The organism is Methanomicrobium sp. (assembly GCF_055145805.1).
On record NZ_JBSREC010000089.1, the window covers coordinates 1 to 16,183 of the forward strand.

The 16,183-nt window shown below is 43.3% G+C and carries 15 protein-coding genes; 11 read left to right on the forward strand and 4 right to left on the reverse strand.

The window, feature by feature from the left end; translation table 11 throughout:
- Positions 1–437: 437 nt before the first annotated feature.
- From ACTB1O_RS08120 to ACTB1O_RS08135, 4 genes are all read right to left on the reverse strand, one after another.
- Positions 438–1,235 (reverse strand): hypothetical protein, encoded by a 798-nt coding sequence (locus ACTB1O_RS08120; protein WP_462994636.1) that lies wholly within the window; start codon positions 1,233–1,235, stop codon positions 438–440.
- Between the two features lie 138 nt (positions 1,236–1,373).
- A complete protein-coding gene (locus ACTB1O_RS08125; RefSeq protein WP_462994637.1) occupies positions 1,374–3,569 on the reverse strand; it encodes an elongation factor EF-2 in 2,196 nt (731 codons plus the stop codon).
- 28 nt (positions 3,570–3,597) lie between these two features.
- Positions 3,598–4,221 carry a 30S ribosomal protein S7 gene (locus ACTB1O_RS08130; RefSeq protein WP_462994638.1) on the reverse strand — a complete coding sequence of 208 codons (624 nt, stop codon included), beginning with the start codon at positions 4,219–4,221 and terminating at the stop codon, positions 3,598–3,600.
- A 5-nt stretch (positions 4,222–4,226) separates the two neighbouring features.
- A complete protein-coding gene (locus tag ACTB1O_RS08135) occupies positions 4,227–4,655 on the reverse strand; it encodes a 30S ribosomal protein S12 (RefSeq protein WP_462994639.1) in 429 nt (142 codons plus the stop codon).
- A gap of 568 nt (positions 4,656–5,223) precedes the next feature.
- On the opposite strand from ACTB1O_RS08135, the gene ACTB1O_RS08140 reads away from it, so the two are divergent.
- From ACTB1O_RS08140 to ACTB1O_RS08190, 11 genes are all read left to right on the forward strand, one after another.
- Positions 5,224–5,562: a hypothetical protein gene (locus tag ACTB1O_RS08140; RefSeq protein WP_462994640.1), complete on the forward strand. Its 339-nt coding sequence runs from the start codon at positions 5,224–5,226 to the stop codon at positions 5,560–5,562.
- 262 nt (positions 5,563–5,824) lie between these two features.
- Positions 5,825–6,229, forward strand: coding sequence for a 6-carboxytetrahydropterin synthase (locus ACTB1O_RS08145; protein ID WP_462994665.1), 405 nt, complete (start codon positions 5,825–5,827; stop codon positions 6,227–6,229).
- A 14-nt stretch (positions 6,230–6,243) separates the two neighbouring features.
- Complete coding sequence (locus ACTB1O_RS08150; protein ID WP_462994641.1) at positions 6,244–6,852, forward strand: 7-carboxy-7-deazaguanine synthase QueE; 609 nt, start codon at positions 6,244–6,246, stop codon at positions 6,850–6,852.
- A 2-nt stretch (positions 6,853–6,854) separates the two neighbouring features.
- Complete coding sequence (gene queC / locus ACTB1O_RS08155) at positions 6,855–7,526, forward strand: 7-cyano-7-deazaguanine synthase QueC (RefSeq protein WP_462994642.1); 672 nt, start codon at positions 6,855–6,857, stop codon at positions 7,524–7,526.
- Between the two features lie 25 nt (positions 7,527–7,551).
- Positions 7,552–8,058, forward strand: coding sequence for an NUDIX hydrolase (locus ACTB1O_RS08160; protein ID WP_462994643.1), 507 nt, complete (start codon positions 7,552–7,554; stop codon positions 8,056–8,058).
- On the forward strand, positions 8,055–8,966 hold the full coding sequence (locus tag ACTB1O_RS08165; protein WP_462994644.1) for an alpha/beta hydrolase family protein: 912 nt from the start codon (positions 8,055–8,057) through the stop codon (positions 8,964–8,966). Before ACTB1O_RS08160 ends, ACTB1O_RS08165 begins: the two co-directional genes overlap by 4 nt.
- Before the next feature lie 55 nt (positions 8,967–9,021).
- A complete protein-coding gene (gene prf1, locus ACTB1O_RS08170; RefSeq protein ID WP_462994645.1) occupies positions 9,022–10,293 on the forward strand; it encodes a peptide chain release factor aRF-1 in 1,272 nt (423 codons plus the stop codon).
- Positions 10,294–10,319: 26 nt separating this feature from the next.
- Positions 10,320–11,984: an arginine--tRNA ligase gene (argS, locus tag ACTB1O_RS08175; protein ID WP_462994646.1), complete on the forward strand. Its 1,665-nt coding sequence runs from the start codon at positions 10,320–10,322 to the stop codon at positions 11,982–11,984.
- The gene (twy1, locus tag ACTB1O_RS08180) at positions 11,965–12,861 is read left to right on the forward strand and encodes a 4-demethylwyosine synthase TYW1 (RefSeq protein WP_462994647.1); all 897 of its coding nucleotides are present in this window, start codon (positions 11,965–11,967) and stop codon (positions 12,859–12,861) included. Before argS ends, twy1 begins: the two co-directional genes overlap by 20 nt.
- Positions 12,862–12,863: 2 nt before the next feature.
- Positions 12,864–14,507, forward strand: a complete 1,644-nt coding sequence (sepS, locus tag ACTB1O_RS08185; protein WP_462994666.1) for an O-phosphoserine--tRNA ligase — start codon at positions 12,864–12,866, stop codon at positions 14,505–14,507.
- 323 nt (positions 14,508–14,830) lie between these two features.
- Positions 14,831–15,751 carry a DUF1848 domain-containing protein gene (locus tag ACTB1O_RS08190; protein ID WP_462994648.1) on the forward strand — a complete coding sequence of 307 codons (921 nt, stop codon included), beginning with the start codon at positions 14,831–14,833 and terminating at the stop codon, positions 15,749–15,751.
- Positions 15,752–16,183 lie beyond the last annotated feature (432 nt).

Consider the following 16,183-nt stretch of genomic DNA (forward strand, 5'->3'; position numbering starts at 1 on the left):
AAGCAAAGGAGAAGATCTTTAAGCGGGAGTATTTCAAAAATTCCGGTCTCGGACTTTTCCTTTCAAGGGAGATTTTGGCAATCACAGGCCTTACATTAACAGAAACAGGAAAGTTCGGCGAAGGTGCAAGGTTTGAGATCCATGTTCCTGAAGGGAAGTTTCGGGTTTCTGAGGATTGAATGAGAAAATAATTATCCATCATTTTTTAAGTTTGTCACTTTATTCAGATTGCTGGAAAAAGCGAAAATAAATGGATTATAAGAAAGGGAGGGGGAGTGTCCCCCTCCCTCAAACCCTCCCCCTGAATTATGACAAATCGCAGAGGGGATGGACAAGCATCCCCTCTGTTTTTACAATAATTTGCAATGCGATAAAAATTAATAAAAATCAGAAAAAAAGATAAGATTTTTCTGTTACTTAAGTGAAAAATTAAACCCTCAATCCGCCCACTCCGACAGATTAGTCTGATCGTAGGGTATTACCTCGGATGTTTTTCTGATTATAAGGCCGTTTTTTGTTGCGTATTCCTTTAAGCACTGTGTTATGTCCTGCCATGTTATAACCGGCACCGTGCATCCGAATCCCCTGGAAAAAGAGTAAAATATGGGATTTTCCGGTGTGCTATCCGGGTGTTCACCGTATATCAGGGCATGCTTGTGCCCTGTGAAAAGTTCAATTAACGGTGGTTTCTGCTCCGGTCCTGAAAGGTTCAGGTTCTCTTTTGTTGAATATTGTATTATCGGGCTTGGAAGTGATTTCTGCCTGTCTAATTTGAAAAAAAGTTTTCCGCCCTTTTTTCCTGTAACAAGAGGGCATTTTGAGAATAAGTTTTCATCTGCAAGAGATGTGTATTCGTTGCTGTCGATATCAAGGCAGGCTATTGTGAAGCCGTCCTCTGTCGGATAGTTCATGTCAATTGAGATGCTGACGCTTTTTGTATCAGTCAGATCTGTATTCCGGTTATTCCAGAAATTTCTGATAACTTCTATTCTTTCCGGTGAAGGGATATGAAATGAATCCCTTATTGATTTTCCAAAAAAACGTCTGTCATAATTTAGTAAAAGCTCTCTCTCATCCGGGGGGGTGTTTTTATAGACGCCTTTTTGTGAGATGATTCCCATTGGAGCCTTTGATTTCGGCTGACACGGGACAGGAACAATTCCGTTATCTTTGCACCATTCCAGAATTTCTCCTGCATTTTTTGGCAGATATGAATTATCCCTGCATTCTGACATCTGATAATAAAATAATTATTCTTATCGTTTATAAATAAGCGGATTTGTCATCTCGTTTTTTCTCTGTCTGATTAATTCAAAAAGAAATTATTCAGACCTGAAATTAACGAAGATAAAAATTCAAAAACAAAAAAAATATTATGCGAGATAGTCCGCAGGCTCTGGTATCTGTTCTTTTAAGCCTTTGCGCTTTCTGATCTCTGTTACAACTTCTTTTAACATTCCTGCCGGAACCATCTCAAATCCTGCAAATTCTGTAGACCACATTGCACGGCCTTCAGTTGCGGAGCGGACATCGCCTGCAAAACCGAAGAGTTCTGCAACAGGTGCCTTTCCGACGACAATCATTGTGTCACCCTCGGACTTCATGTCATAGACCTGACCACGTCGGCCCTGGATCATGCCTGTTGCACTACCCATGTGATCCTGCGGTACTGTGATCTGAAGGTTCTGCATAGGTTCAAGAAGTGTATCTCCTGCCATTAAAAGACCTGCCTTGACAGCTGATCTTACTGCAGGGATAACCTGTGCAGGACCACGGTGGATTGCATCCTCGTGGAGCTTTACATCAACGAGTCTGATCTTTACATTCTGAACAAGTTCATCTGCAAGAGGACCGCCGGAAAGAGCTTCACGCCATCCGTCAAGGACAAGTTCCATTGTCTCATTAAGATACTGAATACCCTTCGTCATATCGAAGAACATATTTGTGCCTTCGATTGCGGTAAGGTTCTTGGCCTCATCCTTGTCAAAGCCTGCTGCCTGAAGGGCGTCACGGCGTTCGAGCTGGGGAAGATCCATTGATATAGTGTTATCTTTGAGCTTCTGAACAATCTCTTCGGATAAAGGTTCAAGTTCAATGTAGAATCTGTTGTGGCGGTTTGGTGACTTACCTTCAACCGGACCTGCTGTACCTGAGATGGTCTCACGGTATACGACAATCGGCGGTGATGTAACAATCTCTACCTTCTTGTCACGTGCAATACGTCCGGTGATGATTTCAAGGTGAAGTTCTCCCATACCTGAGATTAAGTGCTCTCCGGTCTCTTCATCAATCTTGACCTGAACTGTCGGGTCTTCCTTTGCGACCTGACGAAGAACTGTAACAAGCTTTGGAAGATCCTTCATGTTCTTTGCCTCGACAGCAACAGTCATGACAGGTTCGGAGTAGTGCTTTAGGGACTCAAACGGAGTCATCTCCATAAGTGATGAAACAGTTGAACCGACAATAGCGTCCTTAAGACCGGTAACTGCGGCAATGTTTCCTGCCGGAAGTGACTCAACCTCAATTCTCTCTGCACCCATGAAGATACCTACCTGGGTTAAGCGGTTTACCTTCATTGCAGTGCCCATAACATACAGTTCGGTTCCGCGTTTGAGCGTTCCCGAGAAGAGACGTCCTGTTGCGACCTCTCCTGCATGCTGGTCGAATGAGATGTCTGTAACCATCAGGCATGCTGCTCCTGTAGGATCGCATGCAAGCATTGATTTCCCTTCTTTTGTTGACGGATCTCCGTGCTGCCAGATGATTGGAACACGGCGCTTCTGTGCATCAAGAGGGTCGGGAAGGTTTGTTACAACCATGTTAAGTAATACTTCACAGAGCGGACTGTTCTTTCCAAGCCACTTCATATCGTTTGATGTGCACTTGTCGTAGATATCCTTGAATGTGATTCCGCTGGTCTTCATGTAAGGGACTGATATTGCCCAGTTGTATAGAGCTGAACCGAATGCAACAGTACCTTCTGCAGCATCAAGTTTCCAGCCGTTATTGTAGGCTTCCTCATTCATTCCCTTAATGAGCTTGTTGACTTTGTCGATCACCTTTCCAAGGCGGATCTGCATCTCCATCTCATCAACTTTAAGTTCGTTGATTAAACGGTCAACCTTGTTTACGAAAAGAACAGGCTTTACACCCTCTTTTAATGCCTGACGGAGAACTGTCTCTGTCTGGGGCATTGTTCCTTCCACAGCGTCCACAAGAACAACAGCACCGTCAACAGCACGCATTGCACGGGTTACATCGCCACCAAAGTCAACGTGACCCGGAGTGTCGATCATGTTGATAAGATATTCTGTGCCTTTGTAATCGTGAACCATTGAAACGTTTGAGGAATCAATTGTGATACCACGTGCCTGTTCCTCTTCATCGGAGTCCATCCAGCATGCTTTGCCGGCGATCTCCTCGCTGATCATACCTGCTCCGGCAAGAAGGTTGTCGGAGAGTGTTGTTTTACCATGATCGATGTGAGCTACAATACCGATGTTTCTGATCTGCTCAGGTGTGCCCATCAGTTCTGTGACTCTCTCTACCATCTTTTTTCGTCTGGTCATTTAAGATTCACCAAAAAAAAGTATTATTCTAGCGTGCAGACTTCGCTACGCGCTCGCGTTCTTCCTTCTTTGATACAGCAAAACTGCGTGTGTCCCCTGCGGCAGCGGCGATAAGTTCGTCTGCAAGGGCTGCGGATGCTGATTTCTTCTTCTTGTGGCTTGCCTGCTTTACTGCACGTGCAATAAAGAAGAGTGCTGTGTCAATACGGCGCTGAGGTGCTGTATCAACAGACTTTGGTACATTGATACCACCGTACTTCAGACGAACAGTCTCCTCACGGGGACCTGCATTTCCGAGTGCGTCGATTAAGACTTCAACCGGGTTTCTCTTCGTCTTCTTGTATATGATGTCAAATGCCTCTTCTACGATACGGCTTGTAAGCTCTTTCTTGCCTGTGTTGTGGTGGGTCTGCATAAGTCTGTTGATTAAACGCTCAACAATGAGCATATCGGACTTTGCGAACTGTGATTTCTGTTTTCTTCCGCATGAGTGCGGAACGATTAAGGAATCAACACTGACGTAGCGTACAAGGCCCGGGTCGTTTACCTTGACCTCGGAGAGATCCCACTTGTTGAAGAGCAGATTTGTATTTGTTTTCTCCTCTACAACAGGAGCCTCTGTGGTTTCCTGTGCAACTTCTTCTGCGCTCATAAAAATTACCTGCGTGGCTTCTCCTTCTTGCCTATGACCATTTCACGGAGACAGACATTGTTCACAGCTATGACCTGGTAACGTACACCGGGAATATCTCCCTTTGAACGACCGAGACGTCCGCCAATACCTTCGATTGTGACTTCGTCGTGTTCATCGATGAAGTTGATAGCACCGTCGCCAACTGCGAATGCAGTGACCTGACGACCGTTTTTGATAAGCTGGACACGAACACACTTACGAATAGCTGAGTTCGGCTGCTTAGCTTCTACACCTACTTTTTCAAGGACAATGCCGCGGCCCTGTGGAGCGCCGTCAAGCGGGTCTGACTTAATATCAAGACCTAGTGCCTTTCTTGAATAGTTTACATCGCGCCATCTGTTGTTTTTAGAGTCGCGTTTACATTTTCTTGCTGCGAATTTACCGTTACCCAATTGAACACCTCAATTGATGGAAAATATCCATTATTACTGCCTCTTAATTATGCACGATTTACGCGCGAAATTGATATGATATGGCTGCAGAGTAATCCCATTTAACTTTTGGAGAAGCGAGGCGAATTCACCAATATTCTACGGAAAACGGGTAGATACCGACCCGCTGTCCTCACCGCCGCTGCCAATCTATATCAGACTTCTCCCTAAAATTACGACCTGTGAGGTATTAAAGATAATAGCCTGCACCTGATCTATGTGCGCGGTAAAAATGTACCGGCAGCGTATCTTTGGTGAGTGCAAAAAGTCTGAAAGACATCCCTATAATTTTGTGTGATGTTTTTTTAAAGGAAAATAATAGGCTTAGTTGTGATTTTAGTGCGTATTATTAATCTTTTGAAAACGAGATCCAAAAGGATATTACCTATCCCCGTTTAATTAGCATTTATCCGTTTCCGGTAATCCGGGCACAATGATTCATGGGGGCGCAGATGCTGAAAAATACTGATGTCCTGATTTTTTAGTCAGGGGTGTATGTAATGCAGCCCTTTTTAGAGGGAGTAAGATTATGGGTGAAACAAGTACAGCAAGATTTATTATTGTGGCTCTTTTGCTATCGACTGCAGTAATGTCTGTATTTTCCGTATTGTTTGTGACAATTTCCGGGTACTCTATTGAGACAATATATGCGGTGTCGTTTGTTATAATGCAGATTGCATTCTTCTGCGTAATTGCATATGTTATCATCAGGGTAAAAGAATGGCTGGAAGGTTACCTTGAGGAAAGGGACAGTTACTTAGAAGATCTTGTTGAGATAAAAGAAGGAATTGAATCACTCCGTGAAAATGTTGAGATGATAAGTGAGAAGGCCGATAATATTGAAGAGATAATTTCCGGCAGGAATTAGTCGGATTTTTGATTGATTCAATCACTTAATCTGAAAATCACTTGTGTGATTTACATGAAACGGGCATGAAACATTTCTTTGAGGAATATTTTTTTTCAGGGTGCATCATTTTTATTTTTTTTCATCAGGAAATGATTTCATCTAAAGATTTACTTTAATTCAGCACTAATTATAATGAAGACGAAGTTTTCGTACATCCGGATGATAATCATAAGAGATTTACATCACAAATTGTGACGAAAATTACAGATCAGTGATTGAAATGAGTGTCCGTATCTACAAAGAAGCATATTTTGAGGCAAGCCACAGGCTTCTTCATTATGAGGGTAAATGTTTTCGCCTGCATGGGCATCAGTGGAGGGCGGAATTCTGGATTGAAGGGGATGTCGCTCCTGATTCCATGATTCTCGTCGATTACAACATGATCAAAACTGTTGTTGCACGCTACGATCATGAGGTTATATTGAACAAAGCTGACCCGCTTGTTGAATGTCTCTCAAAGTTTCAGGAGATTGTCACAACAGACGGCGATCCCACAAGTGAACTTCTGGCTGAAAGGATGGCAAAAGAGGTTGAGGAGGAATGCAGCACATATGGTATTGCCGCAAGGGTTGCAAAATGCCGTATCTGGGAATCGACCTCTTGTTTTGCCGAATGGACTCCTTAATAAACCCTGCATAAATGAAAGTTATTGAAATTTTCAAAAGCCTTCAGGGTGAGGGTAAAAAACAGGGAGTCATAACGACTTTTGTACGCCTCTCAGGGTGCAACTTAAACTGCCGGTGGTGTGACACTCCCGAGTCGCATCAGGGCGGTACTGAGATGAGTGCCGCAGAAGTTTTTGATGAAGTGGTAAAACTCGAATGTGCTGAAGTGTGCATAACCGGAGGCGAACCCCTTCTTTCGATGGACGAGCTCATCCCTCTTCTTGAAATGCTTAATAGTGAAGGTTTTAAAATAGAGATTGAGACCAACGGGACTATAAATCCCGCACCTTGTATGGATTTTGCCACAATATGCATGGACATAAAGTGCCCCTCGTCAGGTGAGAAGAGCGATCTCTCCCTACTCGAATATCTTGGATTAGATGATACGGTGAAATTTGTTGTTGCGGATTTGGCTGACTGTGAGTATGCACGCGATATTATTGAGAATCAGGGATTTCTGGCCGGAATTTTTATATCGCCTGTATGGGGCTCTGACTACGGGAAAATTGCGGAATACGTAATAGATAACAGGCTGCCTGTAAGATTTCAGATGCAGCTTCACAAAATTATCGGGGTGAAATGAAAATGAAAGCAGTGTGCCTGATTTCAGGCGGAATGGATTCATCAACTCTTGCATATGTTGCAAAAGATATGGGCTATGAGATTCTGGCTCTTCATATGAGATACGGACAGATCACAGAAGATAAAGAGCAAAAATGTGCAAAAAAAATTGCAGACTCCCTTGATGCCGTTGAATTTATGGAAATTTCCCTCTCCCATCTGACAAAATTCGGCGGGAGCGCCTTAACTGACAGTTCAATTGAAGTTTTTGATCATAAAGACGACGGGAACAGATCAATGCCAAACACCTATGTTCCCTTCAGGAATTCAAACCTTCTCTCAATTGCGACAAGCTATGCGGAGACACGTGGTGCGGGAGCAATATTTATCGGGGTGCAGGCATCCGATTATGCCGGTTATCCTGACTGCCGTCCTGAGTTTATTAAGGCGTTTCAGAAAGTTATAGATCTTGGGACATCGGATGACACAAACATCCGGCTCATGACACCTTTTGTTGATTTTAACAAGACTGATATATTAAAAATCGGGATGAAACTTGGTGTTCCCTATGAGGACACATGGTCGTGCTACAGAAGCAATCATCCGGCATGCGGTGTTTGTGACTCCTGTCACTACAGGCTGAAGGCTTTTGAGGAGATTGGTGTAGAGGACCCTATAGAATACGATAAAATCTAAATTTAAACAGATGATGAGGCAGAATATGAAAAAAATTGATGATATATACAGTGGCGGAAGACTCAAAGTTGAGCGTGTGGAAGTTGATCTTCCGGGCGGCGTAACCCTTGAGAGAATTGTTGTAAAGCCGGGCGGGGCTGTTGCAATGCTTCCGATGGATGATGAGTACTGCTATCTGATAAAGCAGTACCGGTACTCCATCTACGAGGCTCCGGCAGGCACTATTGATGACGGTGAGGAACCTCTCGAAACTGCACATCGTGAGCTGATTGAGGAGACAGGTCTTAAGGCGGAGAAGCTTGTTCCAAACGGATATATCTATACTACGCCCGGCTTTACAAATGAGAGAATCTTTTTGTTTGAGGCATATTCTCTCACACCTTCGGATGAGTACAAAAAGGATGCTGATGAGTTGATTGAGGTTGTAAAGGTAAAAAAGCCTGAAGTGTTTGAGATGATTAAAGACGGAAGAATTGTTGATGCAAAGACAATATGTCTTGCCTTCAAATGTATGGGTGCGGGTGTCCAATGAGTAACAGTAATATGGCATTTTTCTCAAGGACGTTATTTTTTGCAGTTATTATCATTACGGCGCTGATTTTTGTTTGCGGCTGCACTGAAAACACAGGTGCACCTGCTGAAAAATCCACCTTCACTGTCACTGAAAAGGGTGTTTTGGTGCCGGGAGAGATCCTGTACTCCTATTCCTATGATAATGTGGAAATGGCGGGTAATGTCAGCGTTTCAGAGATCCGGATGGATGACGGCTCAAAAGATGTGTATGCCCTTCTGGCGGTGCCTGCAGAACCTGTCGCGGCGATAGTCTTTGCCCCCGGCGCCGGAGTATCGGCAGATTCTCATAAAGAAAGAGCTGTAAGCTATGCTGAAAATGGAATTATGTTTATGGTCGTTGATATCCGTGGAAACGGCGGTAAGACCTCAGGCACAGCATTTAATCTTCAGGATGAATTTAAGGCTTTTTCAGATGGAAAAACTCCGCAGTACTACTCGATCATCTTTGACCTGATCGCTGCAAAGAACTATATTAAAGAAGTACTCTATGACGATTTCCCTGTTTATATCATGGGTTCGTCAAACGGCGGAAGGTATGCGGCAGTTGCCGCCGGAACTGACTCTGACTTTGCCGGATTCTTTGGAGTATCCACATCCGGATATGTCTATGAGGAGGGTAAGAATGGACAGAGTGTTGATCTTTTTATAAGAAGCATAAATCCTGATACTTATATTGCAGACGTTTCACCGTCGGATGTTGTAATATTCCATGCGCCGAGTGATGATATTATATCATTTGACGATGGAATGGCGCTTTTTAACAAAGCATCCGAACCGAAGGACTTTGTGGCGTTTAACGGGACTCACGGAATAAACAGTGAGGTTGATGAATATGTCTGTGAAATGGTATCAAAGACCAAGGCTTAATGCCATAAAAATTGAATTATAGTAAAGTTTCTAAATATACGGGTGAGCGGACAATATGGCAGAAGAAGTAGAGCTTGACAGTGCAAGAAAAAGGTATGAGTTCAAAAAAACTCTTGAAAAACTCGCCGAAAAGGAAGGAAGCGGCACAGAACTTATTACAATCTATATTCCGCCCGACAAGCAGATCTATGACGTAACAGCACAGCTTCGTGATGAATTCGGGCAGTGCTCCAATATAAAAAGCAAACAGACAAAAACGAATGTTCAGAGTGCCATCTCATCTATTCTGTCAAGACTGAAGTACTACAACAGGCCGCCTGAAAACGGAATGGCAATATTTTGCGGTGCAGTAAAACTTGGCGGTGACAGGACTGATATGGACTGCACCATAATCGAACCTCCGGACCCTGTAAACCTCTACATGTACAGGTGCTCCTCAAACTTTGAGTTAGAGCCTCTAAAGCAGATGCTTGTGGAAAAGGAGGTTTACGGGCTTTTGGTAATAGACAGAAGGGAGTCATATATAGGTTTCCTGCGTGGAAACAGAATAGAGGCAGTTTCCGGCGTTACCTCCACAGTTCCGGGTAAGCAGAGAAAAGGTGGTCAGTCTGCTCTGCGTTTTCAGAGACTGCGTCTTATTGCAATAAATGAATATTATAAGAAGGTAGGAGACAGGGCAAGCGATATATTCATGGCAGAACCTGACTTTTTTGAGAGGTTTAAGGGTGTATTAATCGGCGGTCCCACACCAACAAAGGAGGAGTTTGAGGCAGGAAACTATCTCCACCATGAACTTCAGAAACGCATTATAGGTTTATTTGACGTTGCCTATACAAACGAGAGCGGTCTTGCGGAACTGGTTGACAATGCAAGCGAGGCACTTCGCGGTGTTGAGGTGATGAAGGAAAAGGTTGTAATGGACCGTTTCTTCAAAGAACTCGTAAAAGATGACGGACTCTCATCATACGGTGAGGAGAGTGTAAGGAAGAATCTTGAGATAGGGGCTGTTGATGTTCTTCTTCTCTCAGGTGTCTTAAGAGAGTCAAGAATCCGTATAAAATGTCAGAACTGCGATTATAACCGCGAAGAGACTGTAAAGGTTGCACCCGGAAAGAAAATCTCCGATATTGAAATTGGAATCTGTCCCAAATGCTCTGCACCGGTCTTCATTGAGGAAGAGACTGACATAATCGAAGAGCTCGCAGAGCTTGCCGATTCAGCCAATACGACTGTTTCGATAATATCTGACGACTTTGAGGAAGGTGCGATGCTTTTCAACGCTTTCGGCGGTGTTGCGGCAATTCTCAGGTACAGGACAGGTTACTAAAAAGATAATACAGGTGAAACAAGGTCATGTTTTTTAAGACTTACAAAGTTGTTGAGGATGCACTGAAAAAAGTATCAGGCGAGGATGATGTCCTGCTGGGTGAAGGCGGCGAACATGCAGATCTTGCATCCACAGTTGCATTTCCGCTTGCGAAAAAAAATAAGAATAATCCTGCAAAGATTGCCGCTGAAATGACAGCAGAACTTGAAAAAGAATTTGTCGGGACTGACATATCTGTTGAGACAAAAGGGCCGTATATCAATTTTATATTTGGCAAAAGCTACACCCGGGATGTCTTAAAGGATGCAGTAAAACCGGATTATGGCTGTCTTCCATCAAAGGATATGCGTATCTGTCTTGAGCATACAAGTGCAAATCCGAATGGTCCCCTGCATGTTGGTCACATAAGAAATTCTGTAATAGGCGATACTCTTTCAAGAGTCTGTAAAAAGGCGGGATACTCAACTGACGTTCAGTACTATGTCAATGACATGGGACGTCAGATTGCAATAGTCTCATGGGGATTTGACAATCTCAATATTGCAAGAAAAGAGGGAGAGAAGGGAGACCGCTATGTTGCAAATGTGTACGTTGCCGCAAATAAAAGAATTGAAGAAGACCCGTCAATAAAGGAGGAGATTGACAGACGGATGGGCTTAATTGAACAGGGCGATCCTGAGATGGTCAAAAAGTTCCGTGACGCGGTAATTCTTTGTCTTGACGGTATGAAGGATACCTTAAAGAAACTTAATGCACCTCACAACCGGTTTATTTTTGAGAGCGATTTTGTAAAGAGCAGACTGATGCACCATGTCTTAAACAGACTCTCATCAATTCCTCAGGCAAAGCATGAGGATACATTTGCTCTTGATCTGACTGAATTCGGATTTGAAAAAGATTATGTTCTGAGGCGTTCTGACGGAACGTCAGTATACGCCGCACGTGATCTTGCATATCACGAGTGGAAGAGCGATAATTTTGATAAGGTTATCGACGTTTTAGGAGCGGATCACAAGCTTATCGGCACACAGCTTCAGGCGACAATGAAGCTTTTGGGCGATAAGGCACCCGAGATTGTATTCTTTGAGTTTGTATCCCTTCCTGAAGGTTCAATGAGCACACGGGCAGGCAAGTTTATTTCAGCTGATGACTTAATCGACGAGGTCACAAAAAGGGCCTATGAAGAGGTTGATTCAAGAAGACCTGAGATCCCTGAAGATGAGAAAAGGAGCATTGCAAAGTCGGTTGCAACAGGTGCAATCCGCTATGATATAATACGTGTTTCACAGGAGAAATCGACCGTTTTCAACTGGAAGGAGGCACTTGACTTTGAAAAACAGAGTGCTCCGTATGTCCAGTACGCAAACGCCCGTGCATGTTCCATCCTTGATAAAGCAGGGGAATTTGAGGAGAGGTTTGAGGCTGAGAGTGAGACCGAGATTGCGCTTGTGAAAAAGATTGCACTCTTCCCAAAAGTAATTGATGAGATATCAATGGATCTCCGGCCGCATGTTCTCGCGATATATGCCCGTGAACTTGCAGATCTCTTCAACACATTCTACCGGTTCAATCCTGTAATTAAGGCAGAAGGAAATGTAAAGGATTCAAGGCTTACTATTGTAAAGGCGGCACAGAACACACTCTCGGAATCACTTTCAACACTTGGTATAGATGCAGTCCGAAGCATGTAAATCCCTTCTCAAACAGGGATATCAGTTTTTTTCAGAGAAGTCCTCAGCCTCCCTAAAGCCGTGCATGTGGAATAAAAGGGCGCTTTTAGGCGGGGATATGTGCTATAAAAATAAATTTTACGGCATATCCAGTCACCGCTGCGTGCAGATGACTCCCACCTTAAAATGCAACCAGAGATGCCTCTTCTGCTGGCGTTCAATGGAATATGAGTTGACAGAGGAGGAAGAGTGTCCTCCGGAGATCATAATCAAAAGAATTCCGCCTCTTCAGAAGAAATCGCTTGCAGGGTACAATTACATCCTTGATTCAAGCACTGCAACAGAAGAGCTGTGGAATGAAGCCTTAAATCCCGATATGATTGCAATCTCACTTTCAGGCGAGCCCACACTTTACTCAAAGCTTCCTGAATTAATTGAGATGCTAAAGGAAGGCGGGAATACAACATTTTTTGTCTCAAACGGCACAAAACCCGATATGATTGCACGCTGTCATCCTTACCAGACTTATATATCCCTGGATGCACCCGACAGGGAGACATACCTGCGTATGTGCCGGCCGGATGAGGATTTCTGGGACGAGATACAGAAAAGTCTCATGCTTTTAAGAGACAGACGTTCTGCAATAAGAACGACTGTGGTTAAGGGTTACAACGATTTCGGCGCAGAAAATTATGCAAAGATGTATCAGGATTCCGGTGCAGACTTCATTGAGGTTAAGGGCTATATGTTTGTCGGGCACAGCAGACAGAGGCTTTTACAGGAGAATATGCCTGAGCATGAGTACGTTCGTGATTTTGCTTTGGAAATCTCAAAATACTGCGATTATAATATAGTAAATGAAAGCCCGGTATCCCGGGTTGTTTTAATGGAACGGTAATAATTATGTTTGATGCGGAAGAGTTCAGAGAACTGGCAAAGAAAGATTTTGATGAGGCATGGCATGCGGGAAAGAAGGTCTTGGATACTCCGCCGGTTTCGCAGAAGTATCCGAGGATGGAGTTTCACCGTGCAAAACCGCATCCCATATCAGTAACTATAGAGCGTCTCCGCCAGGCCTATCTGATGATGGGATTTGATGAGGCCCGTGTTCCTGTTTTTATAGATGAGGCAGATGTCTATAAACAGTTCGGACCTGAGGCCTCGGCTGTTTTAGACAGGGTTTTTTATATCGGCGGTCTTCCGCGTCCGAATGTCGGAATCGGAAAAAAACAGCTTGATCAGATTTCTAAAATTCTGGGAAGAGAGATTGATGCTGATACCGAGGAGAACCTTCGAAAGAAGCTTCATGCCTACAAGAAATCCGAGATCGACGGCGATGAACTCACCTTTGAGTTATCCGTGGTTCTGGGATGCGATGACGGTGTTGTCGTTAAAATCATGGACGAGGTTTTCCCTGAATTCCGTCTACTTTCACCCGAGTCTTCAAGGGTCACCTTAAGATCCCATATGACGTCAGGGTGGTTTTTAACACTGGCTGATATATGGGATAAAGTTCCGCTTCCAATCAGACAGTTTTCAATCGACCGCTGTTTCCGCCGCGAACAGGAGGAAGGCCCGACAAGGCTTATGACGTATCATTCCGCATCATGTATCGTTGCAGGAGAAGGAGTGTCCATTGAGGACGGGAAGGCGGTTTCCGCCGCTCTTCTCTCAGCATTTGGATTTACCGACTTTGAGTTCAGGCCGGACGAGAAGAGGTCAAAATATTACGTTCCCGATACACAGACCGAAGTGTATGCAAAGCACCCGACACACGGATGGGTTGAGGTTGCAACTTTTGGTATCTATTCGCCGCATTCCCTTGCAGCTTATGGAATTGAAGTTCCTGTTATGAATCTCGGTCTCGGCGTTGAGCGTCTTGGGATGATTGAGTATGAGGCAGAGGATGTAAGGGCTCTTACACATCCGCAGTTCTTCCCGCAGTCTTTTTCAGATCTGGATATTACAAAGGCGGTCTTTTTAAAGGAAGAACCGGAGAGCGTAACCGGTGTTGAGATTGCAGAGGCAATAACAGCGGCTGCAAAGGCAAATTCCGATGCCCCCGGTCCATGTGAGTTTTTAGCATGGGAGTCTGAAAACTACTGCGGATGTAAGGTTAAGGTATTTGTCTATGAGGATGAGGAGAATTCAAAGCTTCTCGGGCCTGCGGCCCTAAACGACATATTTGTTGCGGACGGGAAAATACTGGGGCTTCCGGACACCAAGAATTACAAAAAACAGCGTGATAAAGGCGTTGATGCCCATCTCTCTTTCATCGACGCTATTGCAAATCTTGCGGCATCAAGGATTGAAGAAGCAGTCTTCTATGCCGAGAGCGGCAGTGTTGAGGTAAAAATGGTAAAGGTGCCGTCTGAAATCAATCTTGCAGTTGAGCCCTGGGCGATGAGATACATAACTGACAATAACAAAAAAGTGGACGTCAGAGGTCCGGTTTTCACCGCTGTCAGATGGGAGATTGAGGAGTCGGAATGTGAGGATGAAGAGTGCCACTGCGGGGATGACTGCACCTGCGATGAGGATTAATTTTTTTTTCTAATTCCATTTTTTTGAGGCAACCCTTGCGCATTCGCTCTGCGAAACGCCCTGACCTCAGGGCTTGCGCTTTGTGACACCGGCCTGGACACTACCCTTCGGGTAGCCTCGGCCGGATAAATATTCTTTTCCAAAATGTTTTTCAATTCAATTCTCACCTTATGAATTATAATTTATTATGGAGCAAAGGGGATGTCTGCCCATCCCCTTTGCGACTTATCATAAATCAGGGGTGGGTTGAAGGGAGGGGACTCTCCCCTCCCTTTAATGAGATTGTGTTCAGAAATTATCTATAAACTTAATATGAAATTATTATGAAAGATATAAAACCCGTAATCATATCGGCAAGCCGTGCAACAGATATCCCTGCATTTTATTCCGGCTGGTTTTTAAAAAGGCTCAAAGAGGGGTATCTGATAAAGATAAATCCCTATAACCGGCTTCCCTCAAAAGTTTCATTGACCTCCGTAAAATTCATTGTATTCTGGACGAAGAATCCAAAACCATTGATTGATCATCTTCCGTTTTTTGATGAAAAAGGGATCAGATACTATTTTCAGTTCACCCTAAACGATTACGAAAGGGAAGGATATGAGAAGAATGTACCGCTGCTTTCTGAGAGAATAGCGACTTTCAAAGAACTCTCTGATAAAATCGGGAAGGAGAAGGTTATCTGGAGATTTGATCCTCTTCTTTTATCAGACACAGTTTCGGTTGATACTCTTCTGGGCAGGATTGAAAAAATAGGGGATCATATAGCAGGATATACTGAAAGGATGGTTTTTAGTTTCATTGATATGTACAAAAGCGTTGAACAGAATCTCAGAAAATGTGTTTTTTCTGATGTAAGAGAGTTTACAGATGATGAGATGAAATATTTTGCACGGAAACTTGGTCTTTTAAGCCAAAAGTGGAATTTAGAGCTTTTTACGTGCAGTGAGGAGTTGTCTCTGTCTGAATACGGGATAAATACCGGCAGGTGCATAGACCCTGAGCTTATCGGAAGAATCTGTGCGGATGACTCTGATATGACTGATTATCTTTCCAAAAATTCAGGGAAGGACAAAAACCAGAGAGCTCTGTGCGGCTGCATGCCGGCTTCAGATATCGGGCATTACAATACCTGCATTCATCTTTGTTCATACTGTTATGCAAATCACAATCAGGTACTTGCAATGGAAAATTACAGGCGTTATATAAAAAATCCCGATTCTGAGACAATTGTCTGGATATGAGGGTTATTTTTTTTTAATTAATTTATTGTGATTTTTCCAGTCAGATTTATTCCTCTCAGTTAAAAACAAAAAACAGTTATTTTTCATTTATAAGTGATGAATCTTCAAATTAATGAACATTTGAAAAATTTTATTTCAAAAATTAATAAAAAAATGAATTATTTTTATATTTTTTTGTTCTTTGATAAGCCTTATTAGTAAATTTATGAAAATTAAATAATGGCAGAGGGATTCTGTCGTTTTAGCATATTATAAATCCTGATATTTTCGGGGGGGGAATTTGACCGAAAAACCAGAAATTACAACCATCTGTTATATCATGTATGGCAGATTTCATGAAACCCCCTAACTTTATAATTGCTTCTTTTTTTTAGAGAATTATTTTTAATTGTGACCCTGGAGATAGTATTTTTTTAAATCAATCCTTTTATG